Annotated in this window: 24 protein-coding genes; 9 read left to right on the top strand and 15 right to left on the bottom strand. The window is 70.9% G+C overall.

Annotation, left to right across the window (positions count from 1 at the left end; genetic code table 11):
* The first annotated feature begins 32 nt into the window (after positions 1-32).
* Entirely contained in the window at positions 33-497 is a 465-nt protein-coding gene (locus tag PGN14_RS03810) for a hypothetical protein (RefSeq protein WP_335298107.1), read from the top strand.
* Positions 498-618: 121 nt separating this feature from the next.
* Here PGN14_RS03810 and ruvB read toward each other — a convergent pair whose 3' ends face one another.
* The gene (gene ruvB, locus PGN14_RS03805; RefSeq protein ID WP_335298106.1) at positions 619-1,644 is read right to left on the bottom strand and encodes a Holliday junction branch migration DNA helicase RuvB; all 1,026 of its coding nucleotides are present in this window, start codon (positions 1,642-1,644) and stop codon (positions 619-621) included.
* A 284-nt stretch (positions 1,645-1,928) separates the two neighbouring features.
* On the bottom strand, positions 1,929-2,528 hold the full coding sequence (gene ruvA, locus PGN14_RS03800) for a Holliday junction branch migration protein RuvA (protein WP_335298105.1): 600 nt from the start codon (positions 2,526-2,528) through the stop codon (positions 1,929-1,931).
* A gap of 31 nt (positions 2,529-2,559) precedes the next feature.
* Between ruvA and PGN14_RS03795 the strand changes: the two genes are divergently transcribed.
* Entirely contained in the window at positions 2,560-3,297 is a 738-nt protein-coding gene (locus PGN14_RS03795; RefSeq protein WP_335298571.1) for a phosphatase PAP2 family protein, read from the top strand.
* Here the strand turns inward: PGN14_RS03795 and PGN14_RS03790 are convergent.
* Together PGN14_RS03790 and galE are read right to left on the bottom strand one after the other, a co-directional pair.
* Positions 3,274-4,107, bottom strand: coding sequence for an HpcH/HpaI aldolase/citrate lyase family protein (locus PGN14_RS03790; RefSeq protein ID WP_335298104.1), 834 nt, complete (start codon positions 4,105-4,107; stop codon positions 3,274-3,276). The two genes, PGN14_RS03795 and PGN14_RS03790, sit on opposite strands and share 24 nt — an antisense overlap.
* Positions 4,104-5,099, bottom strand: coding sequence for a UDP-glucose 4-epimerase GalE (galE, locus tag PGN14_RS03785; protein ID WP_335298103.1), 996 nt, complete (start codon positions 5,097-5,099; stop codon positions 4,104-4,106). The genes PGN14_RS03790 and galE overlap by 4 nt, the downstream gene beginning before the upstream one ends.
* A 65-nt stretch (positions 5,100-5,164) precedes the next feature.
* On the opposite strand from galE, the gene msrA reads away from it, so the two are divergent.
* Positions 5,165-5,704 (top strand): peptide-methionine (S)-S-oxide reductase MsrA, encoded by a 540-nt coding sequence (gene msrA / locus PGN14_RS03780; protein ID WP_335298102.1) that lies wholly within the window; start codon positions 5,165-5,167, stop codon positions 5,702-5,704.
* A 126-nt stretch (positions 5,705-5,830) separates the two neighbouring features.
* Here the strand turns inward: msrA and PGN14_RS03775 are convergent, their stop codons facing one another.
* The gene (locus PGN14_RS03775) at positions 5,831-6,757 is read right to left on the bottom strand and encodes an L-threonylcarbamoyladenylate synthase (RefSeq protein ID WP_335298101.1); all 927 of its coding nucleotides are present in this window, start codon (positions 6,755-6,757) and stop codon (positions 5,831-5,833) included.
* A gap of 37 nt (positions 6,758-6,794) precedes the next feature.
* Here PGN14_RS03775 and PGN14_RS03770 point away from each other — a divergent pair, with 37 nt between their 5' ends.
* The gene (locus PGN14_RS03770) at positions 6,795-8,465 is read left to right on the top strand and encodes an acyl-CoA dehydrogenase (protein ID WP_335298100.1); all 1,671 of its coding nucleotides are present in this window, start codon (positions 6,795-6,797) and stop codon (positions 8,463-8,465) included.
* A gap of 119 nt (positions 8,466-8,584) precedes the next feature.
* Here PGN14_RS03770 and PGN14_RS03765 read toward each other — a convergent pair whose 3' ends face one another.
* The 6 genes from PGN14_RS03765 to PGN14_RS03740 all read right to left on the bottom strand — a co-directional run bounded on the left by PGN14_RS03765 (position 8,585) and on the right by PGN14_RS03740 (position 15,029).
* Positions 8,585-8,725, bottom strand: coding sequence for a hypothetical protein (locus PGN14_RS03765; protein WP_335298099.1), 141 nt, complete (start codon positions 8,723-8,725; stop codon positions 8,585-8,587).
* 53 nt (positions 8,726-8,778) lie between these two features.
* A complete protein-coding gene (locus tag PGN14_RS03760; RefSeq protein WP_335298098.1) occupies positions 8,779-9,120 on the bottom strand; it encodes a PilZ domain-containing protein in 342 nt (113 codons plus the stop codon).
* Positions 9,121-9,130: 10 nt separating this feature from the next.
* Positions 9,131-12,502, bottom strand: coding sequence for a glycosyltransferase (locus PGN14_RS03755; protein WP_443019465.1), 3,372 nt, complete (start codon positions 12,500-12,502; stop codon positions 9,131-9,133).
* A 35-nt stretch (positions 12,503-12,537) separates the two neighbouring features.
* Entirely contained in the window at positions 12,538-13,713 is a 1,176-nt protein-coding gene (locus tag PGN14_RS03750) for a carbohydrate porin (RefSeq protein ID WP_335298096.1), read from the bottom strand.
* A gap of 129 nt (positions 13,714-13,842) precedes the next feature.
* Positions 13,843-14,550, bottom strand: a complete 708-nt coding sequence (locus tag PGN14_RS03745; protein ID WP_335298095.1) for an anti-sigma factor family protein — start codon at positions 14,548-14,550, stop codon at positions 13,843-13,845.
* Positions 14,547-15,029 (bottom strand): RNA polymerase sigma factor, encoded by a 483-nt coding sequence (locus tag PGN14_RS03740; RefSeq protein ID WP_335298094.1) that lies wholly within the window; start codon positions 15,027-15,029, stop codon positions 14,547-14,549. Before PGN14_RS03740 ends, PGN14_RS03745 begins: the two co-directional genes overlap by 4 nt.
* Positions 15,030-15,118: 89 nt before the next feature.
* On the opposite strand from PGN14_RS03740, the gene PGN14_RS03735 reads away from it, so the two are divergent.
* A complete protein-coding gene (locus tag PGN14_RS03735) occupies positions 15,119-16,348 on the top strand; it encodes a S8 family serine peptidase (protein WP_335298093.1) in 1,230 nt (409 codons plus the stop codon).
* A gap of 94 nt (positions 16,349-16,442) precedes the next feature.
* Positions 16,443-17,333 carry a hypothetical protein gene (locus tag PGN14_RS03730; protein WP_335298092.1) on the top strand — a complete coding sequence of 297 codons (891 nt, stop codon included), beginning with the start codon at positions 16,443-16,445 and terminating at the stop codon, positions 17,331-17,333.
* Positions 17,334-17,453: 120 nt separating this feature from the next.
* On the opposite strand, the gene PGN14_RS03725 is transcribed toward PGN14_RS03730, so the two are convergent.
* Both PGN14_RS03725 and PGN14_RS03720 read right to left on the bottom strand, forming a co-directional pair.
* Positions 17,454-18,047, bottom strand: a complete 594-nt coding sequence (locus PGN14_RS03725) for an opacity protein (RefSeq protein WP_335298091.1) — start codon at positions 18,045-18,047, stop codon at positions 17,454-17,456.
* A gap of 236 nt (positions 18,048-18,283) precedes the next feature.
* Entirely contained in the window at positions 18,284-18,619 is a 336-nt protein-coding gene (locus PGN14_RS03720; RefSeq protein WP_443019464.1) for an HNH endonuclease, read from the bottom strand.
* 102 nt (positions 18,620-18,721) lie between these two features.
* Here PGN14_RS03720 and PGN14_RS03715 point away from each other — a divergent pair, with 102 nt between their 5' ends.
* Positions 18,722-19,465, top strand: coding sequence for an SDR family NAD(P)-dependent oxidoreductase (locus tag PGN14_RS03715; protein WP_335298090.1), 744 nt, complete (start codon positions 18,722-18,724; stop codon positions 19,463-19,465).
* A complete protein-coding gene (locus tag PGN14_RS03710) occupies positions 19,462-20,529 on the top strand; it encodes a phosphotransferase (protein ID WP_335298089.1) in 1,068 nt (355 codons plus the stop codon). The genes PGN14_RS03715 and PGN14_RS03710 overlap by 4 nt, the downstream gene beginning before the upstream one ends.
* Positions 20,530-20,637: 108 nt before the next feature.
* On the opposite strand, the gene pyk is transcribed toward PGN14_RS03710, so the two are convergent.
* A complete protein-coding gene (gene pyk, locus PGN14_RS03705; RefSeq protein WP_335298088.1) occupies positions 20,638-22,128 on the bottom strand; it encodes a pyruvate kinase in 1,491 nt (496 codons plus the stop codon).
* Between the two features lie 93 nt (positions 22,129-22,221).
* Here pyk and PGN14_RS03700 point away from each other — a divergent pair, with 93 nt between their 5' ends.
* Positions 22,222-22,512: a DUF1244 domain-containing protein gene (locus tag PGN14_RS03700; protein ID WP_335298087.1), complete on the top strand. Its 291-nt coding sequence runs from the start codon at positions 22,222-22,224 to the stop codon at positions 22,510-22,512.
* 85 nt (positions 22,513-22,597) lie between these two features.
* Here the strand turns inward: PGN14_RS03700 and PGN14_RS03695 are convergent, their stop codons facing one another.
* Positions 22,598-23,104, bottom strand: coding sequence for a hypothetical protein (locus tag PGN14_RS03695; RefSeq protein ID WP_335298086.1), 507 nt, complete (start codon positions 23,102-23,104; stop codon positions 22,598-22,600).
* Positions 23,105-23,213: the final 109 nt, after the last annotated feature.

The raw sequence follows: 23,213 nt of genomic DNA, 5'->3' as shown, positions 1-23,213 counted from the left end.
GATCGTCCGCGCCGGGAAGCGAGGTGACGAACATGCTACGCGATACCGCACGATCCCGATGGCTACCGGCCGCTCTCCTGAGCGCCGCACTGACCACCGCCGCCACGGCGCAGACCTATGTCGTCCATCAGGTCTCACCCACGCAGCAGCCGAAGGGCGAACAGACGATCCACATCACCAAGGTGTCGATCGACGGGCAGAAAATCCGCTTGTGGTCGGCGACGATGATCAATCCCGATTGCACGCCCTCGGGCACGATCGCGTCGCAACTGATCGATACGCCGCGCCACGGCCATGCCGACATCGTCGACGCACCCTTCTATCCCAATTTCACGCCCCCCAACCCGCGCGTCGCCTGCGACCGTCAGCAGGTGCCCGGCAAGGTCGTGTTCTACACCCCCGACCCCGGCTTCCACGGCCACGACCACCTCACCTTCCAGAACGCCAATTCCGACGGCTTCGTCCGCCGCATCGCCGCCGATATCGACGTGCAGTAGCGCGCCCCCACCCTGCACATGCCGTCACCCCGGACGTGTTCCGGGGTCCGGGGTTGCGCGCACCGCCCAAGCGAGATGGATGGCGCCCTGGATGCCGGGACAAGCCCGGCATGACGATCGATCAGTCGAACAACCCGTCCTGCGCGCCCGCCGGCGGGTTCAGCCCCAGATGCTTCCACCCGCCCGCGTTCAGCACGCGTCCGCGCGCGGTGCGTGCCACCAGCCCGAGCTGGATCAGATACGGCTCGATCACCTCCTCGATCGTGTCGCGCGGCTCGGACAGGCCGGCGGCCAGCGTCTCCACCCCCACCGGCCCGCCGCGATAGATGTCGGCGATCATCGTCAGATAGCGCCGGTCCATCGCGTCCAGCCCCAGCGCATCCACCTCCAGCCGATTGAGCGCCGCATCCGCCACCCGCGCATCCACCGTCGTCGCGCCCGCGACATTGGCGAAGTCGCGCACCCGGCGCAGCAGCCGCCCGGCGATACGCGGCGTCCCGCGCGAGCGCCGCGCCACCTCGACTGCGCCATCGCGCGCGATCCCCAGCCCCAGCAGCTGCGCCGCGCGGCTGACCACGCGCTCCAGCTCCTCGACGGTATAGAATTGCAGCCGGATCGGGATGCCGAAGCGATCGCGCAGCGGCGTCGTCAGCAATCCCTGCCGCGTCGTCGCCCCCACCAACGTGAATCGCGGCAGGTCGATCCGCACCGACCGCGCCGACGGCCCCTCGCCGATCATCAGGTCGAGGGCGCGATCCTCCATCGCGGGGTACAGCACCTCCTCGACCGCGGGCTGGAGCCGGTGGATCTCGTCGATGAACAGGACGTCGCCATCCTCCAGATTGGTCAGCAGCGCGGCCAGATCGCCCGACTTGGCGATCACCGGACCGGAGGTGGCGCGGAACCCCACCCCCATCTCGCGCGCGACGATCTGTGCCAGCGTCGTCTTGCCCAGTCCCGGCGGCCCGAAGAACAGCACATGGTCCAGCGCATCGCCGCGCGCCTTCGCCGCCTGAATGAACACGCGCAGATTCTCGCGCGCCGCCTGCTGCCCGACGAACTCGTCGAGATGCCGCGGCCGGAGCGCGGCATCCACATCCTCCGCGGCACGCAGCGGGGAGAGCAGGCGATCGTCGTCCTCGGTCACGCTTCGTTCCGTAGCGGAGGCGGGGGCGGCGTGTCGAGAACCACCTCGTTCCAAAACCCGTCACCCCGGCCTTGAGCCGGGGTCCAGCTTCTACCGCGACGCCGGAAAGGAAGCGGGACCCCGGATCAAGTCCGGGGTGACGAGGATGATGACATAACGAAGTTTTCCATCGCCCAAACCGTCATGCCGGACTTGATCCGGCATCCATCCCGCCGAGAACGCTGTGCTCGCGGACAAATGGACCCCGGGTCGAGCCCGGGGTGACGAGGCTCACGGAAGGAGCATCACCCCTTCGCCGCCTTCTTCAACGCCAGCCGCACCAGCGCATCCAGCGTCGCGCCGCCGCCCAGTTCCTCCTCCGCCGCCTCCACCGCGCTCGCCGCCTCCGCGGGGCGGAACCCCAGGTTGAGCAGCGCGGACACCGCGTCCGCGCCCGCACCCGCCGGTACCACCTGCGCCGCCGCCGCTGGCCCCAGCGCCACCCCGCCGACCTTGTCCTTCAGCTCGCGCACGATCCGCTCGGCCAGCTTCGGACCGACGCCGTTGGCGCGCGCCACCGTCGCCTTGTCCTGCGCCATCACCGCGCGCGACAGGTCGGCCGGCTCCAGCGCCGACAGGATCGCCAGCGCGACGCGTGCGCCTACCCCCTGCACTCCGGTCAGCAGCCGGAACCAGTCGCGCTCGGCCGCATGCGCAAAGCCGACGAGGCGGATGAAATCCTCCCCCACCAGCATCTCGGTGAACAGGGTCGCGGCCTCGCCGACCGGGCCGATCGCCGCCAGCGTGCGCGCGGACGCGCCGACCAGATAGCCGACGCCGCCGACGTCGATCACCGCATGGTCGATCCCCGTGGCCTCCAGCCGTCCCTTCAGATGCGCGATCATGGTGCCCGCGTTAAGGCCATCCTTGAACCGCGTGCAACACCTGTGGCAGCGCGGCACGATGTCCAACGACCCGCTGATCCCGATCGGGGAGCCCGCCGTCGCGCCCGCCGCGCCGCGCGCCGCATGGATCGCGATGGCCGGCGCCGGCCTGCTCGCCGTGCTGCTGCTGGGCTTCTCGATCCTCGACGACGTGCCCCTCGCCTGGGATCGCGCCATCATCCTGGCGCTGCGCGTGCCGGGCGACACCCGCCAGCCGATCGGGCCGGACTGGCTGCATCAGGCGATGGTCGACATCACCGCGCTGGGCAGCGGCACCGTGCTGACGCTGGCGGTCGTCGTCGCCGTCGGGCTGCTTCTGGTGCGCCGCCTGTGGCTCACCGCCGCGCTGGTGCTGGCGGCGACGGTCACCGGATCATTGCTCGCCGCGCAGGCCAAGTTCTTCTTCCACCGCACCCGGCCGGAGCTGGTCGATCATCTCGTCCCCGTCACCGGATTGAGCTTCCCCAGCGGACACGCCACCAACAGCGCGATCGTCTATCTGACGCTCGCCGGCCTGCTCGCACAGGTCGAGCGCGGCCATCGCGCGCGCAGCTACACCAGCGCGGTGGCGATCCTGCTGGTCGGCGCGATCGGCGTCAGCCGCGTGTATCTCGGCGTCCACTGGCCGTCGGACGTGGTCGCGGGCTGGTGCGCGGGCACCGGCTGGGCGGCATTATGGTGGTGGCTGGGCGCGACCGCCCGCACGTCACTCGCCCGCCGTCGCCAATAACCGCCGCGCCGCCTTCAGGTGCGGCGCATCCACCATCTTGCCGTCGAGCTGGAGCGCCCCTGCTCCCGGGTTGGCGTCGAACAGCGCCACCACCGCCCGCGCCTGCGCGAGTTCCGCTTCGGACGGCGAGAAAGCGGCGTTGATCACCGCCACCTGCGCCGGGTGGATCGCCATCATGCCGGTGAACCCGTCGCGCCGCCCGCGCGCGGCATAGGCGGCCAGCCCGTCCAGATCGCGGAAATCGGGATAGACCGTCTCGATTGCCGGCACCCCCGCCGCATGCGCGCCGAACAGGGTGAGCGCGCGCACCACGCGATACGGATCGGTGTATCCGCCATCCGCCTCGCGCGAGGTCGCGGCGCCGATCGCGGCGGGCAGGTCCTCCGCCCCCCAGGTCAGCCCCGCAAGGCCCGTCGCGTCGTAATCACCCAGCGTGAACACCGCACGCGGCGTCTCGCTCGCGATCGGCAGCACCGCATAATCGCCGGGCAGCATCGCGCGCAGCGTCGCGACCGACGCGCGCCCCTCCGCCTTGGGCAGCACCACGCCCGTCATCGCCGCGCCCGCGATCGCCGCGACATCGTCCGCCACCAGATCGCCGTCGAGCGGATTGACCCGCACGAACAGTGCCGGCCCTTCGCCCGCCCTGGCGTCCACGAACGCCCGCACCGCCGCCCGCGCCGCCGCCTTGGCCGAGGGCGCGACCGCATCCTCCAGGTCGAGGATCAGCGCATCCGCGCCCAGCCCCAGCGCCTTTTCCATCCGCTCCGGCCGGTCGCCGGGCACGAACAGCAGCGAGCGCAGCCTCACCGCCCGCGTTCCGCCAGCGCGCGTTCCCACGCCAGCGCATCGCGCACGATCCCGTCGAGCTGGTCGCGCTTCGGCGTCCAGTCGATCGTCTTCAGGATCGCGCTATTGTCCGCCACCAGTTCCGCCGGATCGCCCGCGCGTCGCCCCTCCAGCTTGCGCGCGATCGTCAGGTTGGTCACCCGGTCGACCGCGTCCAGCACCTCCAGGACGCTGAACCCGCGGCCATAGCCGGCGTTCAGGATATGGCTCTCGCCCGGCTCAGCGATCAGCAGCTTCAGCGCCGCGACATGCGCCTCCGCCAGATCGCTGACATGGATATAGTCGCGCACCCCGGTGCCGTCGCGCGTGTCGAAATCGGTGCCGAACACGGACACCGCGTCGCGCTTGCCCGTCGCCGCCTCGACCGCGATCTTGATGAGGTGCGTGGCGCCCACGGTCGACTGCCCGCTGCGCCCCTGCGGATCGGCGCCCGCGACGTTGAAATAGCGCAGGCAGGCATAATTGATCGGATGCGCCGCCGCGACGTCGCGCAGCATCGCCTCGGTCATCAGCTTCGACATGCCATAGGGGTTGATCGGGCGCGTCGCGTCGCTCTCCTTCACCGGCACCCGCTCCGGCGTACCATAGGTCGCCGCGGTCGAGGAGAAGATGAAATGCGGCACGCCGGCGTGCACCGCGCTCTCGATCAGGCTGCGCGTCGCGGCGGTGTTGTTGCGATAATATTTGAGCGGGTCGCTGACCGACTCGGGCACCACCACCGATCCGGCGAAATGCATGATCGCCTTCACATCATGCTCGGCGATCACGTCGCGGACGCGCGCATCCTCCACCGCCATCTCGACGAAGGCCGCCCGCGCGTCGACCGCCCAGTCGAACCCGGTGACCAGATTGTCGATCACCACCACCTGGAAGCCTGCGTCGAGCAGCGCCAGCACCGCATGGCTGCCGATATAGCCGGCCCCGCCCGTCACCATCACCTTGCCGTCGAGCATCGTCGCGCGTCTCCCTTTGTCGTGCGCGTAGGCCTTCCTACATGGGCGGTAAAGGAGACGCTTACATGACGGAATATGCGACGCTGGCGGGCGGCTGCTTCTGGTGCACGGAGGCGGTGTTCAAGGACGTGATCGGGGTCGAAAGCGTCGAGAGCGGCTATATCGGCGGCCATGTCGCCAATCCCAGCTACAAGCAGGTGTGCAGCGGCAGCACCGGCCATGCCGAGGCGATCCGCGTCGGCTTCGACCCCGAACAGGTCAGCTACGCCGACCTCCTCGACATCTTCTTCGCCACCCACGATCCGACTCAGCTGAACCGCCAGGGCAACGACGTCGGCACGCAATATCGCTCCGCTATCTTCCCGGAGACGGTGATGCAGGAGGAACAGGCCAATGAAGCGATCGCGCGCGCGCAGGCGGACTGGCCGCAGAAGATCGTGACGACGATCGAGGAGTTCGGCGACTGGTATCCCGCGGAGGATTACCATCAGGATTATTGGGACAGTGAAGGCCAGCGCAATCCCTACTGCCTCGCGGTCATCCCGCCGAAATTGCAGAAACTCCGCAAGAGCTTCGCGGCACGGAGCAAGACGGTGACGGCGTAACGAACGGGAAAAAAGCCCCTCCCCTTCAGGGGAGGGGTTGGGGGTGGGGCAGTCACGAGCGACAATCTCGGTGAGACATCCCCCACCCCAACCCCTCCCCTGAAGGGGAGGGGCTAGTAAGTAATCCTACCGCCCCGCCGCCCGCCGCAACCGATCGTTGATCGCCACCCCGACCCCCGCCTCCGGCACCGTCGCCACCGCGATCGCGCGCGCTTCGCTCGCATCCGCGCGATGCAGCGCATCGAACAGTCGCGCCGCCGCCTCCACCACATCCCCGCGCGCCGACAGCGTATCGTCTCCCGCGACCTCGCCGAATCCGATCAGCCACTCCCCCTCGCGGCGCCCGACCGCCCCCAGCCGTACCGGCTTCACCGGCGCGTAATGCACCGCCAGCTGCCCCGGCGCGCTGACATGCGCGGTCCGCCCCGCCGCCACCGGCAGCACCTCGGCGAGCATCTCCACGGTCACCGGCCCCGGACGCAGGATCGTGCGCCCCGCCACGATCGTCGATTCCACCCCCGCCGCGGTGGCACCATCGTCCAGGATCAGCGGCACCCGCGCCCCCAGGCTCGCCGCGACATGGTCCGCGCGCGTCGGGCTGATCGCATTGCTCGCATTCGCCGAGGGCGCCGCCAGTGGCGTCCCGCTCGCCGCCAGCACGGCGCGAAACGCGCGATGCGCCGGCACCCGGATCGCCACCGTCGTCAGCCCCGCGGTCACCAGCGACGCGATCCCCGCTTCGCTGCGCACCGGCAGCACCAATGTCAGCGGCCCCGGCCAGAACCGCGCCGCCAGCGCGCGCGCATCGGCATCGAACAGCGCGATCGCCTCCGCCGCGGCAAGGTCCAGCACATGCACGATCAGCGGATTGAAACTCGGCCGCCCCTTCGCCGCATAGATGCGCGCCACCGCCGCCGAATCGCGCGCATCCGCGGCCAGCCCATAGACCGTCTCGCTGGGCAGCGCGACGATGCCGCCGGCGCGCAGCACCGCCGCCGCCTCTGCGACCGCGGCCTCGCCGTAGCGTCGGATGACGGGGAGTTGAGCGTCCATGTCCAGCGGCTATAGCGGCACGATCCGGGAGAGAGAAATGACCTTCACCGCCGCCGTCGCCGACCAGCGTTTCGTCCTCGATCACATCGTCCGCGTCGACGAACTGGCCGCCACCGACCGCTTCGCCGCCGCCAGCCCGGACACGGTCGACGCGGTGCTGGAAGGGATCGCGCAATTTGCCGAGGGCGAATGGGCACCGCTCGCGTGCGCCGGCGACACCGTGGGTGCGAAATGGACCCCGGAAGGGGTCGTCATGCCTGCCGGCTACCCGGAGGCGTATCGCGCTTATGTCGAGGGCGGCTGGGGCACGATCGGCGTGCCGGAGCAGTTCGGCGGGCAGGGCCTGCCCTTCGTCATCCAGGCCGCGGTGCTGGAGACGCTGGGCACCGCCAACATGGGCTTCGCGCTCGCGCCCATCCTGTCGGTCGGCGCGATCGAGGCGCTGGCGCACCACGGCACGCCGGAACAGCAGGAAACGTACCTGCCCAAGCTCGCGACCGGCGAATGGACCGGCACGATGAACCTGACCGAGCCGCAGGCGGGTAGCGACGTCGGCGCGCTGCGCACCACCGCCACGCCAAAGGGCGACGGCACCTTCGCGATCAAGGGCACGAAGATCTTCATCAGCTTCGGCGACCACGATCTGGCGGACAATATCGTCCACCTCGTCCTGGCGCGCACCCCCGACGCCCCCGCGGGCACGCGCGGCATCTCGCTGTTCCTGGTTCCCAAGGTGCGGCTGGACGGCACTCCCAACGACGTCCGCGTCGTCTCGATCGAGCACAAGATGGGGCTGCATGCGTCCCCCACCTGCGTGCTGTCGTTCGGCGACCATGACGATTGCCTCGGCGAGCTGATCGGCCCCGAGTTCGGCGGGATGCGTGCGATGTTCACGATGATGAACAACGCCCGCCTCAATGTCGGCCTGCAAGGCGTGCAGGTGGCGGAAGGCGCGACGCAAAAGGCCGTCGCCTATGCGCGCGAGCGTATCCAGGGCGCGCGCGACGGCCGGCCCGCCGCGATCGTCGAACATGCCGACGTCCGCCGCATGCTGCTGCGGATGAAGGCGCAGACGATGGCGGCACGCGCGCTGGTCTATTACGCCTGCGGCATGGTCGACCGCGCCGGGCTGGGCGATGCCAAGGCGAAGGAGCGGCTGGAGATCATGACCCCGCTCGCCAAGGCGCATGCCACCGATCTGGGCAACGAGGTCGCCGATCTCGGCGTGCAGGTCCACGGCGGCATGGGCTATGTCGAGGAAACCGGCGCGGCGCAGTTCTTCCGCGATGCGCGCATCACGCCGATCTACGAAGGCACCAACGGCATCCAGGCCGCCGACCTCGTCGGGCGCAAGCTGGCCATGTCCAATGGCGGCGCCTTCGCGGACCTGATCGCGGACCTGCGCGCCGAGGCGCAGCATCCGCAGCTGGTGCGCCTGATCGACGCCTGCGAGGGCATCGGCCGCCGCCTCCAGTCCGCCGACGCCGACGATCGCCACGCCGCCAGCTATCCGTTCCTGACGATGCTGTCGGTGGCGTCGTGCGGCTGGCTGATGGAGCGCTCCGCGCGCGTCGATAGCGCCGATACGGTCAAGAAGACCGCCGCCGCCTTCTACCTCGACCAGCTGGTGCCCGAGGCGCTGGGGCTGGAGGCCGCCGCCAACGCCCCCGCGAAGGTGCTGTACGACCTGCCCGCCGACGCGTTCTGACGCGCTGTTCCCCGGCGAAGGCCGGGGTCCAGTTGGGCAAGGTTGCCGCATCCCGCGATCCGCCCGCAACTGGACCCCGGCCTTCGCCGGGGAACAAGATTACCGGACGTAACGCGACGCTACGCAAAATCCCCCAGTCTGTCCGCCTCCCCCTCCGGCAGGCCGGAGGCGTCATCGTCCATCGGCGGCTGCTCGGGCTTGGCGACATCGTCTGCCGGGGTCGGGCGCACGCCCTCGTTCTCGTCGGGATCCTGCTGCATCGTCCACTCCTCTCGTTCAGGAGCGTCAACGCACGGCGGCGCCCGCGGTCGCGTCAGCCGTCGCGCTTCTGCCGCGGCCGGGCGATGCGCGACAGATCGTGCTCGGCCAGCGGCTCGGCGAAATCGATCCCGCATTCCGCGCCGTCCGACCACACGATCCAGCCGTGCGTCTCCACCCCGCCCGCAAACGCGACGGTGACGCTCCGCCCGATCAGCGCATCCGCCGGCCGCTCGACGCGGCAGCCCAGCACCGACACATCGACCAGCCGCAGCAGTCGCGGCTCGCCCATGCCGAGCCGGACGCCGACATGGCTGCCCGACAGATACCGTTCGACGGTGCGCGCATCGCGATCCAGCCAGCGCGGCAGGATGGCAGGGGTGGGTTCGAAGCTCATGGCGCCGATATTAGGCTGCGATTGCCTGCGGATAGGTTAAGTCGTCGCTCTCCTGCGCCGGCACCACGGCGACGCTGCCGGTGCGCTCCAGCTTGCCCCAGCCCACCTTCGGCCCGGTCGCCGCGACATAGAGCGCGCGCAGCACCACCGCATACAGCAGCTGGCGATAGCCGAACCGCTGCATCAGCAGTCGCATCGCCGGGAACCGCGCCTCTCGCCCGTCCAGCTTGAACGCGATCCATCCGCAGGCGAGATCGATCGCCGCAAACGCCGCCCAGAACGCGGCGACCGCCAGCGCATCGCCGCCCGCCGCGTCCCAGCCGCGATCGTACACCCGCCACGCCGTCCCGCCGATGCCCAGCAACAGCGCGACGTCGATCAGCGGCGCGGCGAGCGTGAACAGGAACTGGAACACCAACGCCTGCGGCAGCCCGACGCGCCCCAGCCCGCCCCGCCGCCCCAGCAGCGCACGATGCTTCCACAAACATTGCAGCGTCCCGAACGCCCAGCGGAAGCGCTGCTTGAACAGCGCACGCACCGTTTCCGGCGCCTCGGTCCAGGCGATCGCATCATTGTCGCACGCCACGCGCCACCCCGCGCGCTGGATCGCGATCGTCAGGTCCTGATCCTCCGCCAGCGTATCCTCGGGGTATCCGCCGACCGCATCCAGCGCGGTGCGCCGCCACGCACCCACCGCGCCCGGCACCACCGTCACCGCGCCCAGCGCGGCGAGCGCGCGGCGCTCCAGATTCTGCGCGGTGACATATTCCAGCGCCTGCCAGCGCGCGATCAGCGTGGTGCGGTTGCCCACCTTCGCATTGCCCGCCACCGCGCCGATCGCGGGGTCCGCGAACCAGCGCGCCAGCTTTGCGATCGTATCCTCCTCGAACTGCGTATCGGCATCCAGCGCGATCACCACATCGCCCCTCGCCTGCGCCAAGGCGATGTTGAGCGCGCGCGCCTTGCCGCCATTCTCCAGCGTCAGCAGGCGGACGCGCGGATCGATCCCGAACGCCGCCGCCACCACTGCGCTGGTGTCGTCGGTCGATCCGTCGTCGATCACGATCACCTCGATGCGCGGTCCCCGGCTCGCGAGGATGCGGCGCACCGACGCCTCGATCACGCGCGCCTCGTTGAACGCGGGGATCAGCACCGTCACGAAATTCGGCACCAGATGCGGCGCCCCCGCCGGCGCCTGTTCACGCCCGCGCCGCCACAACGCCAGTCCGGTCAGCGCCAGCGCGCGCGCGATGCCGATCGCGATGACCGCGGCGAACAGCACCGCTCCCGCATCGCGCAGCCACGCCAGCGTGTCGAACAATCCGCGCGTCCCCGCCGCACCGCTCGCCTCCGCCGCCGCCAGCACCGGCATCACCCGCGCACGCGACACGCCCGCCAGCGTGGAGACGCCGACCAGCTCATAGCCCCGCGCCCGCAAACCGCGGATGATCAGCGGCAGCGCCTTGATCGTCTGCGTCCGGTCGCCACCCGAATCGTGCAACAGCACCACCTGCGCCGGGCGCGTCGCGGTGCCCGCCTCGACCTGCGCGATGGTGCGCGCCGCGATCGTCGCCGCCGCCGGCCCCTGCCAGTCGAGCGGATCGACGTTGAGGCCGACCGTCCAGTAACCCAGCCGCGCCGCGACCCGGGTGGCGTGCAGTTCGTCGCGCCGGTCGGGATCGGCATCGCCCAGGAACGGCGGGCGGAACAACGTCATCGCGCGCCCGGTATAGGCCTCGACCAGCCGCTCGGTCGCCTTCAGCTCCAGTGCGATCGCATCGTCCGACCGCTTCGACAGGTCGGCGTGCGAGGTGGAATGATTGCCCAGTTCGCTGCCCTGCGCGACGATCCGCCGCAGCAATTCGCCCTGCCCCAGCGCATTGGCCCCGGTGACGAAGAACGTCGCCGGCGCCTTCTCGCGTGCCAGCACGTCCAGGATCGCGGGCGTCCACGCCGGGTCCGGTCCGTCGTCGAAGGTCAGCGCCACCAGCCGCCGGTGCGCGCCGGTGCGCTCGACCCGGTCGGGCTGCGGCAGCCGCGCATAATGCGCCGCGCGGATCAGCCCGCCGTCCCAGCGCACCGCGCGCGCGCCCGCGGTCGCCTCGCCCGCGATCCGCATGATCTCGCCATGCCCGGTCACCGTGATCCCGGCGGGCGCGGGCAGCGCCGCCATGTCGGGGCGCCGCGCCCCCGACAGCGCGTTCCACACATGCGGATCCTCGCTCCCCAGCCGCCACAGCGCGACGCCCGCGGCGCCGGTGCGGCGGATCACCGCCATCTGGTTGGCTGCGCTCATCGCGTCGAGCAGCCACACCTGATGGTCCTGCCCGTCGGCGGCATAGGCGAAATGGCTGTTGCCGCTGGCCGCGTCGAAGGTCGGCACCACGCCGGCGCGCGTCGCCAGCGCCCAGGCGTCGGCGATGCCCAGCGGTGTCGTCTTCCGGCCCGCCCAGTCATAGGCATAGCTGCCGATCGCCACGATCGCCTTGTCCGCGCCGGCCTGCCGCACCGCCGCGTCGACGACGCGCGCGAACCACGGCTGCGACGCGATCGGCCCCGCCGCGCCCCCCATCCAATGTTCGTCATAGGCCATCAGCACGACGCGATCGGCGGCGGCGGCATAGGCGGCGAGATCCCAGTCGGGGTCCGCCACCGGCACCGCCAGCGTCACGATCCACCCCTTGGCCCCGAACCGGGCGCGCAACTCGCGCAGGAACATGCGGTAATTCCCGTGCGCGCTCGCCGGCAGGCTTTCGAGGTCGAGCAGCACGCCCGCCCCCTTCTCGCGCGTCACCAGCGCCTCGATCTGCCCGGCGAACCGCGCACGCGCGCGCGCATCCGCCAGCAGCGCCCCGGTGCCCGCGCCGTCCCACGTCCCGTCCGCGGCCGCATTCTGCACCATCGGCAGCACGCCCGGCCGCTTGCCCGCGCGCGCCAGCACGCCGCGCAGATAATCGTCGCTGTCCGCGACGAAGCGGTGATCCGCCCCGGTGACGGTGGCGAGCCCCGGCACCAGCCATTCCAGCTCGCCGACATGCGCCGCCAGCGAGCGTCGCGACGCATCGTCCCACGGCATGTAGAAGCCCATCGTCCCACCGGTCAGCCGGCCCCGCGCCGCCTCGGGCAGCCACGCGCCACGCTCCACCGTCGCCGAGGCCGGCACCAGCCCGCGCGGCGCCTCCGCCGTCGCGGCGAACCGCGGCGCGGCCGCCGCCATCGGGCGCAGCACCGCCGCCGCCAGCATCGCCAGCAGCAGCGCCGGCACCGCCGCCAGCATGACGAGCAGCACCCGTACCCGCCGCCCGCGTCGCCCGCTGGCATCGTAGAATATCGCCACGCTTGTTCCGTCTGTCGCCGATTGGTCGCGCCGCCGATACGCCATGACCGCGAACAAGCGGTTAACCACATCCCGCGAGTTTATCGCCGCAGCGTCATCTCGAACCGAACGCCCACGACCAGCACGTCGCGCTGCCGCCGGCTGGCAGAGGGGTCGACCACATATTGCAGGTCGGGCTGGATCGACAGATGCGCGGTGAGCGGCGTGCGATAGGTCAGCTCGAACACCGTTTCGCTGTCCGCCACATCGCGCGCGACCGCACGCGCCGCCCCCGCGGTGCGCGCATGCGCGATCGCGAAGCCCAGTTCGTCCTGCCCGCCGGGCGCGGCGACGCCCTGCGCATTGATGCCGATACTGGCGAAGCGATCGAAGAGGTTGAACCGCCCCGCCGCGGTCCCCAGCCGGAAGAAGGCCGACACCGGCCGCGCCGCGCTGCCCGCGACGCGCGCTTCGCCGCGCAGATAGACGCCGGCATTGCCCCCGCCCCGCGCCGGCGCGCGCGCGTCGTCCGCGGTATGGAGCGCGAAGCGCGCGGTATAGCGCCACGTCCCCGCGATCAGCCGTGCGTGGCCGATGCGCCAGTCGGCCTCCGCGATCGCGAACACGCCGTCGCGCGGGCGCAGCGTGACGACGGTACGTCCCGGATGCGCCGGATTTCCCGGCGTGCCCCCCAGCACCGCCGCGCGCAGCGTCACGCGCTCGCCCGCCATGCCCTGCACGCGCAGCCCCGGCGCGGTCACCGGGAAGATCGACGGACCGTTGTTCCCCGTTTGCGAGATGTCGGTGCCGGTGCCATGCCCGCTATGCACGAACAGCATCGACGCCGTCAGCGCATCGAACTCGCTGTTGACGTCGTACAGGCCGGCGCGCGCCGACAGCCGCGCGTCGCCATGCTCCACCCACGCCTCGTACAGGCGCACCGCCTGCACCCCCGTCTCGATGCTCGACACGATCTGCGCATCGCCCGCCAGCGTGGAGGAGAAACTGGTGCCGTTATTGTACAGCAGATAGACGAACGCCTGCGTCTTCGGCACGCCCGCGACCCGATCCAGATCGACCGCCATCGTCGCATCCAGATTGTCGAGATAGCGCACCCCGTGCCGCACCCCGCCCGCGGCCACCGCCAGCACGTCCGCCTTGTAGCGCAGGTCGAAGACGACCGGCCGTTCCGCCTGCTGCGCCGCGACCGCGCCGGGGGCGAGCAGCGCCGTCGCCCCCCAGCCCAGCATCGACGCCAGCTTCACCGACCGCGGCACGCATTTCCCCCCACGCAACGGGGAAAGGGTGCCGCCGTCCTCACAAAAGAAAAGGTCGAAACCGCCGGCGACGGAGGCGATTGTTGCCGAATCGTCCCGCCTCGGCAGTCGATGCCGTGCGCATCATTCTCAGTCGCGGCGCGCCTTGATCTGCGATAGCGCGCGTCGCTCCGCCGTCGCGTCCATCGGCTCGCCCACCGCCATGGCTTGCGCATCCGCCATCATCGCCGCATTCGCCGATCCCGCCTGGCGGAACGCGCCGCGCGGTGCCGCCGCACCACCGTACAGCCGCGCCACGCCCCAGTCGCCGCCGTCGGAACAGGCGATCCCCGCCACCGCCGCGCGCTCGAACGTGCGGCACAGCGATCCTTGCGCGTTGCGGAAGCTGACGCCGACACGCACCGGCGCATCCGCCTGCTGGGTCGACGCCAATTGGGTGTCGAGCGCGTGCGCGATATCGCCGCGTACCACTGCGCCGCTTTGCGCCAGCGCGATCGGAGCGGCGTCGCGCGACAGCATCTGCCCGGTCATCACCCCCACCACCAGACTGGCCGCGATCGCGCCCGCCCAACCGATCCACCCGCGTGTCGCGGGCCGGGCGGCGGCGATCGGCGTTACGCTCGCCGATCCGTGCAGCATCCGCGCGATCGCCTCCGGCACCGGGGCCTGCGCCGCCGGGGCCAGCGCGTCGCGCATCCGCGCCGCCAGCGCGCGGTGGCGCGCCACCTCGTCCCCCAGCCGCGGATCGTCGGCGATCGCGCGCTCCACCCGCTTCGCCGCGATCGGGTCCAGCTCGCCATCGGCATAGGCCATCAGCATCTCGGGCTCGATCGTCATGCCGCTTCTCCCAGCCGCGCCATCAAGGCCTCGCGCCCGCGCACCAGCCGCGAGGTGAGCGTGCCGATCGGCACGTCCAGGATCGCGGCAGCTTCCTTGTACGCGAACCCCTCCACCACCACGAGCGCCACCGCCTCGCGCTGTTCCGGCGGCAGCGCCCGCATCGCGCGCATCACATTGCCCATCTCCACCTGCGCCTCCTGCCCGCCCGGGGCGCCGACCTGCTCCCCTGCCTCGGGCGGCACGAACGTCTCGGCGCGGCGCTGCACGCTGCGGGCGGTATCGATCCAGAGGTTGCGCATGAGCCGGTACATCCAACTGTCGAGCCTGGTCCCCGGCTGCCATTGCTCGCGACGCGTCAGCGCGCGCTCCACCGACGCCTGCAACAGGTCGTCGGCATCGGCGGGATGACGCGCCAGCGCATGGGAAAACCGGCGCAGGCGCGGGATCAGCGTCAGCAATTCCTCTTCGAACCGCACCGATACCTCGCCTTTCGATGGATGAAACGAACCGCACCCGCCGTTTCATCCAGCATGACATGAATGTGATTTGGGTTAAAACGCCTGCCATGATGCGATCCCTGCGCACCATTGCCGCCACCACCGCGCTGCTGCTGCCCGCCGTCGCCGCGGCGCAGTTCGTGCCCCCGCTCGGCAACATGGTCGGGCGGACGCTCGACGGCGTCGCATCCACGCTGGCGCCGGTCGAGGCGACGCTGTCCGACGCACGCGCACTGGCCCGCACGCAGATGCGCCGGGTGCGCGATCTGGCGCGGCGCTATCCCGACCGGATCGAGGTCGACCGCGCCGGCGACGCGGTCCGCGCGGGCGAGCTGGTGGTGGTCGATGCCGACACCGCGCTCATCCGCGCGGCGGAGGCACAGGGCTTCCGCCTGATCGAGCGCGCCGACCTCGATGGTCTGGGCATCGGCTATGCGCGTTTCCGTGCCCCCGCCGGCCAGTCGATCGACCGCGCACTGTCGCGATTGCGCCGCATCGCCGGCGGGCGCGAGGTCAGCGCCGACCCGCTCCACTTTCCCGTCGGCGCGCTGGGGGCGACGGCCATTGCCGCACCCACGGCCGCCGCCCCCGCCGCATCGCGCATCGGCATCATCGACGGCGGCGTCCGCGCCGCTACCCCCGGACTGGTCGGTCAGCAAGCGTTCGCCATCGGCGCGCCGCAGCCCAACGACCATGCCGCCGCGATCGCTTCGCTGCTGACCGGCGGCGGCGGCATCCGGGCGAGTGCCGCCAGCGCCGGCCTGTACGTGGCCGACGTCTATGGCAGCGATCCCGCGGGCGGCAATGCGGTGGCGATCGCGCGCGCGCTCGCCTGGCTGACGCGCGAGCAGGTGCCGGTCGCGGTCGTCAGCCTGGTCGGTCCCGCCAACCCGTTGGTCGCGCGCGTCGTCGCGGCGGCGCGCCAGCGCGGGACGGTGGTGGTCGCCGCGGTCGGCAACGACGGCCCCGCCGCACCGCCCGCCTATCCCGCCTCCTATCCGCAGGCGATTGCGGTGACCGGCGTCGACGCGCGCGGTCGCGTGCTGATCGAGGCGGGGCGTGCGGCGAAGCTCGACTATGCCGCGCCCGCCGCCGACCTGCTCGCGCTCGACCGCAACGGACGCGCGCATGCGGTCCGCGGCACCTCCTTCGCCGCCCCGTTCGTCGCCGCCCGCCTGTCCGCGCATCTCCCCGGCATCGACCGCGCGCTGGCGGCGCTCGACCGCGAGGCGAAGCGCGGCGGGCCGGCGACCGGCCGCGGCATCCTCTGCGGCGACTGCCGCACGCCGGCGCGATAAAAATCCACGCGGCGGGATTAAACCGAAAGCGGCGCCCGTTCTCCTTTCGAAGCGCGTCGCGACCGACGCGCGGTCACTCGAAAGGAGACATTCGATGAAAGCTCTCTTCCTCGCCAGCGCGACCCTGGCGGTGCTCGTGGCGGTTCCGGCGCAGGCGCAGCTGCTCGGCGGCGGCGGCGGCCTCGGTGGCGGGCTCGCCGGTGGCGTGACCGGCGGACTGGGCGGTAGTCTGGGTGGTAACCTGGGCGGCACGATGGGCTCGCTCGATCGCGGCACCGATCGCCTGCGCGAGACGACGCGCAGCACCACCCGCACCAGCCGCGACCTGAGCGGCGACGTCCAGACGCGCCGCAGCGTCGATCACCGCAGCGGCAAGGTGAGCGCCGGCGGCGACGCCAATGGCAGCGCGGTGGCGGGCCTGACCAACGAAACGCAGGCGCTGGGCACGCCGCTGTCCGGATCGGGCAGCGCCGCCGGATCGGGCAGCGGCTCGGGCTCGCTCGACGCGCAGCTGGTCGGCACGGATGCGGTGCGCGACACCGCCGGCCGCGTCCGCAACGGCGCGACGACCGCCATCGGCAACACCCGCGACCGCGCGCAGGCGGTGGCCGGTCGCGCCCGCGACACCGCGGGCAACGCCGTCGGCACCGCACGCGGGCTGACCGGCAGCGTCTCCGGCGTGGCCTCGGGCAGCGGTTCCGCCAACGGCAGCGCGGGGAACGGCGGGGCGTCGGGCCAGGCCGGCGGCAACGGCCTCGTCTCGCTCGATGCCGCCTCGCCGCAGGAGCTCGCGCCCGGCGCGCGGATCGAGGATGCGCGCGGCCGGCTGGTCGGGCACGTCCGGCAGGTCCGTCGCGACGCGCAGGGCCGGGTCGAAGCGGTCGACATGGCGATCGGGCGTCAGGTGTCGACGCTGCCCGCCGCCAGCTTCGGGGCCGACGGCAACGTCCTCGTCACCGGCACCGGCGACGTGACGAAGAACTGATCCCGTCCCCGCACGGAAAAGGGGGCGGTGCCACCCGGCACCGCCCCCTCTTCTTGTCCGCACGAAACGCTACTGGTGCGGCCGGTCGCCTCGGCTTTCTCGGCGACCGGAACCGGTTCGTCAGAAGTGGGCGATCACACCCAGCGTCGGACGGAAGCTGTTGGTCCAGCCGAAGGTCGACACCTCGCCGCGCAGACGGATGCCGGAATTGCCGGTGATCCCACCCAGCCCGATCTCCTTCGGACCGACCTCGAACCCGACGCCATAGGTCACGTCATGGAAGTCCTGGTTGGTGTCGACGCGCTTGTCGAAGTTCACCCACTGATAGCCGACCTTGCCGTAGATCATGCCGCTCTCGCCGGCGCGCAGGCCGAAGCGGCCAGCGGCGCCATACTGCCAGTCGATGTCGCCCGACACGCCCTTGGCCACATTGCCCTCGGCGCCGACGAAGAACGGCCCGAGCGGCACGTTGACGCCGACCAGCCCCTCGACCAGCGACCCGTTCAGCTTGTCGCCGATCGGCGCGCCGGGGACGCTGTCCTTGGAGAATTCCTCCCAGCCGCCGCGGACGCCGAAATACGGCTCGATGCCGAACGCGCGGGTGCCGTCGGGTGCGGTCGCGACGCCGGTATCGGTGGTGGCGTCCTGCGCCAGCGACGGGGTGGCCACGAACGCGGCGGAAGCGGCGACGGCCGCAAGAACGAGCTTACGCATACGATCCCTCAAACTCTCTGTTGTCGCCCGTTCTGCCGTATCGCGGTGCCGGGCTTGGACTGCGCTAACCGAGGTCGCGCGGCTTGGTTGCTCGCAATCGCACAATGATCGCGATCAATTCGGCGACTGTTGCGCAACCGCCACGGTTCCTGTCGCCAGCATGAACGGATCGGTGGCTTTGTGGCAGCGATGCGGCACCCCTGCCGCAAACGCGCCACATGCATGCGCCGATCGTGTCAGCGCCTGCGCCGGGTCGGCGCGTGGAAATCGGGTGGCTTGTCCGCCACCCAGTCCAGGAACCGTCGGATCGAGGGCCAGTCGCGGATCGCATCCAGCGTGCCGGCGCGCGCCAGCGTCGCATTGTCCGCCGCGGCATGGATCGCGCGGTGGCAGATCGGATGGAGCGGCGCGGTCTCCACCCCGCCCTGGCTTCGCGGCACGACGTGATGCCATTCCACCCGCGTGCCCAGCGGGCGCCCGCACAGCGCACATGTCACCGGCGCGACCGCGGCGGACGCCGCCTGCGCCGCCGCCGCCGCCAGCCCCGCCTTGCGCTTCACCCGTCCGGCCATGCCGCCGACAGCGCGCATCAGCGGCTTGGCGTTCCCCGCGTGATGTGCATAACAGGAGTTATGCCCGCCCCGGCCGACGGGGCACCACGGAGAGGAAGACACATGCCGCATCCCTTGTTCGATCTGTCGGGTCAGGTCGCGCTCGTCACCGGCGGGTCGCGCGGGCTGGGGCGCGAGATGGCGCTGGCCTTCGCCGACGCGGGGGCGGACGTCATCATCTCCAGCCGCAAGGGCGACGCGTGCGAGGCCGTGGCCGACGAGATCCGCGCCAAGGGCCGCCGTGCCGCCGCCATGCCCGCGCATGCCGGGCGGTGGGACGAGATGGATGCGCTCGCCGACCGCGCGTGGGAAGAGTTCGGCCGCATCGACCTGCTCGTCGCCAATGCCGGCATGGGGCCGATGACCCCCAGCCACGAGGTGAGCGAGGCGCTGTTCGACAGCGTCGTCTCGCTCAACTTCAAGGGGCCGTTCCGGCTGGTCGCCCATGTCGCCGATCGCATGGCGCGCGGCGATGGCGGCACCGTCATCGCCACCTCCTCGATCGCGTCGATGGAGCCGATGCCCGCGGTCGTCGCCTATGCCGGGGCGAAGGCGGCGCTCAACGCGATGGTCGTCGGCATGGCCGCGGAATATGCGCCCAAGGTCCGCATCAACGCGATCGCTGCCGGCCCCTTCCTGACCGACATCGCCAAGGCGTGGAACGACGAAACGCGTGAGCGTGCCGCCAACGCGCTGGGCCGCCCCGGCCGCCCGGAGGAGATCGTGTCGACCGCCTTGTGGCTCGCCAGCCCCGCCTCGTCCTTCGTTACCGGCGCGGTGGTGCGTTGCGACGGTGGACAGCGGTGAGCGCCGCACTGGAAGCGGACGCGGTCGATGCCGCCTGGCTGACGCAGCGGCTGCGCGACGCCGGCACGATCCGGGAGGCCAGCGTGATCGCGGTCGACGCGACGCCGGTGGGCGTCGGGATGCTGGGCGATTCGATCCGTTTCGCGGTCACCTACGACCGTGACGAGGGCGCGCCCGCCTCGTTCGTCGGCAAGTTCGCCGCCACCGATCCGGTCAGCCGCGCCACCGGGCGCGACTTCGGCCTCTATGCGCGCGAGGTCGGCTTCTACCGCCATCTCGCGCAGACCGTGGCGGTCCGCACGCCGCATTGCCACGTCGCCGAATATGACGCGGCGGACGGCTGCTTCGCGCTGCTGCTGGAGGATCTCACCCCCGCCCGTCCCGGCAACCAGCTCACCGGCTGCGACCTGGCCGACGCGGAGGCGGCGATGGAACAGGCCGCCGCGCTCCACGCGCCGCGCTGGAACGACGCCACGCTGCGCGCGCACGACTTCCTCGACACCAGCGCCGCGCGCGACGTGGTGCTGCGCGTCTTTCCGGACTGCCTCGCCGAGTTCCACCGCCGCTACGACGGCGTGCTCGAACCCGAATATATGGCGGTGTGCGACGATTATGGTGCGCGCATCCACGCCGCCATGGCCGCGCCCGAGGGCGCCGTCACGCTCACCCACGGCGATTTCCGGCTCGACAACATGCTGTTCGACGCCAATGGCGGGCGCGACCGGCTCGCGATCCTCGACTGGCAGTCGCCGGCGATCGGCAAGGGCGCGGTCGATGTCGCCTATTTCCTCGGCCTCGCATTGTCGGTGGAGGACCGCCGCCGCCACGAACGGCACCTGCTCGATTACTACCTCGACCAGCTGCGCACCCGCGGCGTGCGCGACTATGGTTATGACGAGTTGTACCGCGACTATCGGCTGACGTTACTCTCGGGCGTCTCCACCGCGGTCTTCGCCAGCGCCAGCACCAAGCGGACCGAGCGCGGCGACGCGATGTTCCTCGCCATGGCCCGCGGCGGCTGCGCCCAGGCGATCGACACCGACGCCCTGGCGTTGCTGAACTGACCCACAATCGATAATCGCCCGTCACCCCGGGCTTGACCCGGGGTCCCGCTTCCTTTCCACGTCGCAGAAGAAGCGGGACCCCGGGTCAAGCCCGGGGTGACGGCTCAATTACGCCGCGTCCGGCCCCTTATACCCCTTCAGCTCGTCGCCGATGATCCGCACGACGTGCAGCACGTTGGTCGATCCCGGCGTGCGGAACGGCACGCCCGCCATCACGATCACGCTGTCGCCCGCCTTGGCGATCCCCTGGCGCAGCGCGATCCGCTTCGCCTTGGCCACCATCTCCTCGAACGATTCGACGTCGCGCGTGGTGACGTTGTGCGTCCCCCACAGCAAACCCAGCCGGCGCGCGGTGTCGCGGCTGGGCGTCAGCACCAGGATCGGCACCGCCGGCCGCTCGCGCGCGATCCGCCGCGCGGTCGAGCCGGAGGTGGTGAAGCAGATGATCGCCGACGCCGACACGGTCGCGGCGATGTTCTTCGCCGCCTCCGCCAGCGCGTCCGCGGTCGTCGGATCGGGGCGCGTCACGGTGAAATGGATGCGGTCGCCATGCGCGGGGTCGCGCTCCACCGCGTCGCCGATCGCGTTCATCATCGCCACCGATTCGACCGGCCACGCTCCCGCCGCGCTTTCCGCCGACAGCATGATCGCGTCCGCCCCGTCGTAGATCGCGGTGGCGACGTCGGACACCTCCGCGCGCGTCGGCGACGGCGACTGGATCATCGATTCCAGCATCTGCGTCGCGACCACCACCGGGCGCCCCATCTTGCGCGCGGTCTCGACGATGCGCTTCTGCAACGGCGGCACCGATTGCGGCGGCAGTTCGACGCCCAGGTCGCCGCGCGCCACCATCACGCCGTCGCACAGCTCGACGATCTCCTCCAGCCGCTCGATCGCGGCCGGCTTCTCGATCTTCGCCATCAGCGCCGCGCGCCCCTGGATCAGTCGGCGCGCCTCCGCCAGATCCTCGGGGCGCTGCACGAACGACAGCGCGATCCAGTCCACCCCCTGCTCGATCGCGAACGCCAGGTCGGACCGGTCCTTGTCGGTCAGCGCCGCCATCGGCACGACGACGTCGGGAACGTTCAACCCCTTGTTGTCGCTCAGCGCACCGCCGACCTCGACCGTCGTCACGATGCGATCCGCGTCATGATCGGTCACGCGCAGCACCAGCTTGCCGTCGTCCAGCAGCAGCCGTGCACCCGGCTCGATCGCGGCGAAGATCTCGCGATGCGGCAGCCGCACGCGCGTCGCATCGCCCGGCGTCTGGTCATGATCCAGCACGAAGGTGCTGCCCGTCTCCAGCACCACGCGCCCGCCCGCAAACTTGCCGACGCGCAGCTTCGGCCCCTGGAGATCCGCCAGGATCGTGGTCGGGCGGTTGAACCGCGCCTCCATGTCGCGGATCGCGCGGATCACGCCGACCTTGGACGCCTGGTCGCCGTGGCTCATGTTGACGCGGAAGGCGTCCGCGCCGGCCTGGAACAGCGTCGCGATCATCTCGGGCGTGTTGCTGGCCGGGCCGAGCGTCGCGAGCACGCGCACCTTGCGCGACCGCGGGAGGATCGTGTTCGCGTCGAGCGTCGGAATCTGGGTCATGCGCGTTCCTGCTTTGCCGCCCGGCGCTCTAGCGGTTAACGGCGACGGATCAACCTCGATTGGTTTTCACGATCAGGTTTTGGAGACGATTGCATGGACCCGCTGGACACCATCGACGACGCCGCCGCGGCCGCCGCCTTCCGCCGGCTGGTGCGCCACCTGCGCCACCGTAGCGACGCGCAGAATGTCGACCTGATGGGGCTCGCCGGCTTCTGCCGCAACTGCCTGTCCGACTGGACCGCGGAGGCCGCCGGGCTCGACAAGGACACCGCGCGCGAGGCGATCTACGGCATGCCCTATGCGCAGTGGAAGGCCGGGCACCAGCAGGAGGCGACGCCCGAACAGCTGGCGCGTATGGCGGAGAGCGTGAAGAAGAACGCCTGACGCCGCGCCGGCGCGTGTGCCCGGCGCCCGTGTCTCATCGCCGGGCGTTGCCAGCAACGCGCCACGTCGTCACGTCGTCACGTCGTCACGCCGGTATCCTGCACTCGGCCCGTGTCATCACCGCCTTGTGAAGCGCCGGCAGGATAACGGATTTCTCCTTGACGATGCGCGTCTCGACACCCCGCAACAGCCGCGCCACCGCCTTTCGGTAGCCGGGCCAGTCCGCCTGCACGGCGTCGAGCGACCAGTGCGTCACATGACGGCTGGACAGCGCACGCCTGGTCGCCAGATCGCTGTCCAGATCCTGGATCGCCAGCGACAGCGCGGCATCGGACACCGCCCCCAAGAGAGGATAGATCACGGTTTGCAGATAGCGCGATCGCGCGATGCTGACGGAGATCAAGCCATGCCGCGCCTTGCTCAACTGCGCGATATCGGGTGTCGGATCAGTACAGACACGCCTCAGCGCGGCAACACGGATAGCGGCCAACCGATACAGCTCTTCGAGATGTTCGATCTGTTCTTCCATGACGCGACCACTCTGCGCCAAAAAGCTTAATTGTTCATGATGATAGCGATCGATCGCTGCCATCCTGCAGGTGACCGACTTGCGTTACCTGACGGACAGCATGAAGAAGAATGCCCGATGTCGGACGCCCCCGGCGTCACCCGGCTCTACCTGACCGACAGTGCAGCGTGGC

Origin of the sequence: Sphingomonas adhaesiva (genome assembly GCF_036946305.1) — a bacterium.
Lineage (GTDB): Bacteria > Pseudomonadota > Alphaproteobacteria > Sphingomonadales > Sphingomonadaceae > Sphingomonas > Sphingomonas adhaesiva_B.
The sequence above is the reverse complement of the archived record's forward strand: the minus strand, read 5'-3'. Positions and strand labels throughout refer to the sequence as shown.

Excerpts from the sequence above, each read along its gene's own strand:
- PGN14_RS03810 (WP_335298107.1), top strand. The coding sequence starts at position 33 with ATGCTACGCGATACCGCACGATCCCGATGGCTACCGGCCGCTCTCCTG.
- ruvA (WP_335298105.1), bottom strand. The coding sequence starts at position 2,528 with ATGATCGCGCATCTGAAGGGACGGCTGGAGGCCACGGGGATCGACCAT.
- galE (WP_335298103.1), bottom strand. The coding sequence starts at position 5,099 with ATGCTCGACGGCAAGGTGATGGTGACGGGCGGGGCCGGCTATATCGGC.
- msrA (WP_335298102.1), top strand. The coding sequence starts at position 5,165 with ATGACGGAATATGCGACGCTGGCGGGCGGCTGCTTCTGGTGCACGGAG.
- PGN14_RS03775 (WP_335298101.1), bottom strand. The coding sequence starts at position 6,757 with ATGGACGCTCAACTCCCCGTCATCCGACGCTACGGCGAGGCCGCGGTC.
- PGN14_RS03770 (WP_335298100.1), top strand. The coding sequence starts at position 6,795 with ATGACCTTCACCGCCGCCGTCGCCGACCAGCGTTTCGTCCTCGATCAC.
- PGN14_RS03765 (WP_335298099.1), bottom strand. The coding sequence starts at position 8,725 with ATGCAGCAGGATCCCGACGAGAACGAGGGCGTGCGCCCGACCCCGGCA.
- PGN14_RS03760 (WP_335298098.1), bottom strand. The coding sequence starts at position 9,120 with ATGAGCTTCGAACCCACCCCTGCCATCCTGCCGCGCTGGCTGGATCGC.
- PGN14_RS03755 (WP_443019465.1), bottom strand. The coding sequence starts at position 12,502 with ATGGCGTATCGGCGGCGCGACCAATCGGCGACAGACGGAACAAGCGTG.
- PGN14_RS03745 (WP_335298095.1), bottom strand. The coding sequence starts at position 14,550 with ATGACGATCGAGCCCGAGATGCTGATGGCCTATGCCGATGGCGAGCTG.
- PGN14_RS03735 (WP_335298093.1), top strand. The coding sequence starts at position 15,119 with ATGATGCGATCCCTGCGCACCATTGCCGCCACCACCGCGCTGCTGCTG.
- PGN14_RS03730 (WP_335298092.1), top strand. The coding sequence starts at position 16,443 with ATGAAAGCTCTCTTCCTCGCCAGCGCGACCCTGGCGGTGCTCGTGGCG.
- PGN14_RS03725 (WP_335298091.1), bottom strand. The coding sequence starts at position 18,047 with ATGCGTAAGCTCGTTCTTGCGGCCGTCGCCGCTTCCGCCGCGTTCGTG.
- PGN14_RS03720 (WP_443019464.1), bottom strand. The coding sequence starts at position 18,619 with ATGGCCGGACGGGTGAAGCGCAAGGCGGGGCTGGCGGCGGCGGCGGCG.
- PGN14_RS03715 (WP_335298090.1), top strand. The coding sequence starts at position 18,722 with ATGCCGCATCCCTTGTTCGATCTGTCGGGTCAGGTCGCGCTCGTCACC.
- pyk (WP_335298088.1), bottom strand. The coding sequence starts at position 22,128 with ATGACCCAGATTCCGACGCTCGACGCGAACACGATCCTCCCGCGGTCG.
- PGN14_RS03700 (WP_335298087.1), top strand. The coding sequence starts at position 22,222 with ATGGACCCGCTGGACACCATCGACGACGCCGCCGCGGCCGCCGCCTTC.
- PGN14_RS03695 (WP_335298086.1), bottom strand. The coding sequence starts at position 23,104 with ATGGCAGCGATCGATCGCTATCATCATGAACAATTAAGCTTTTTGGCG.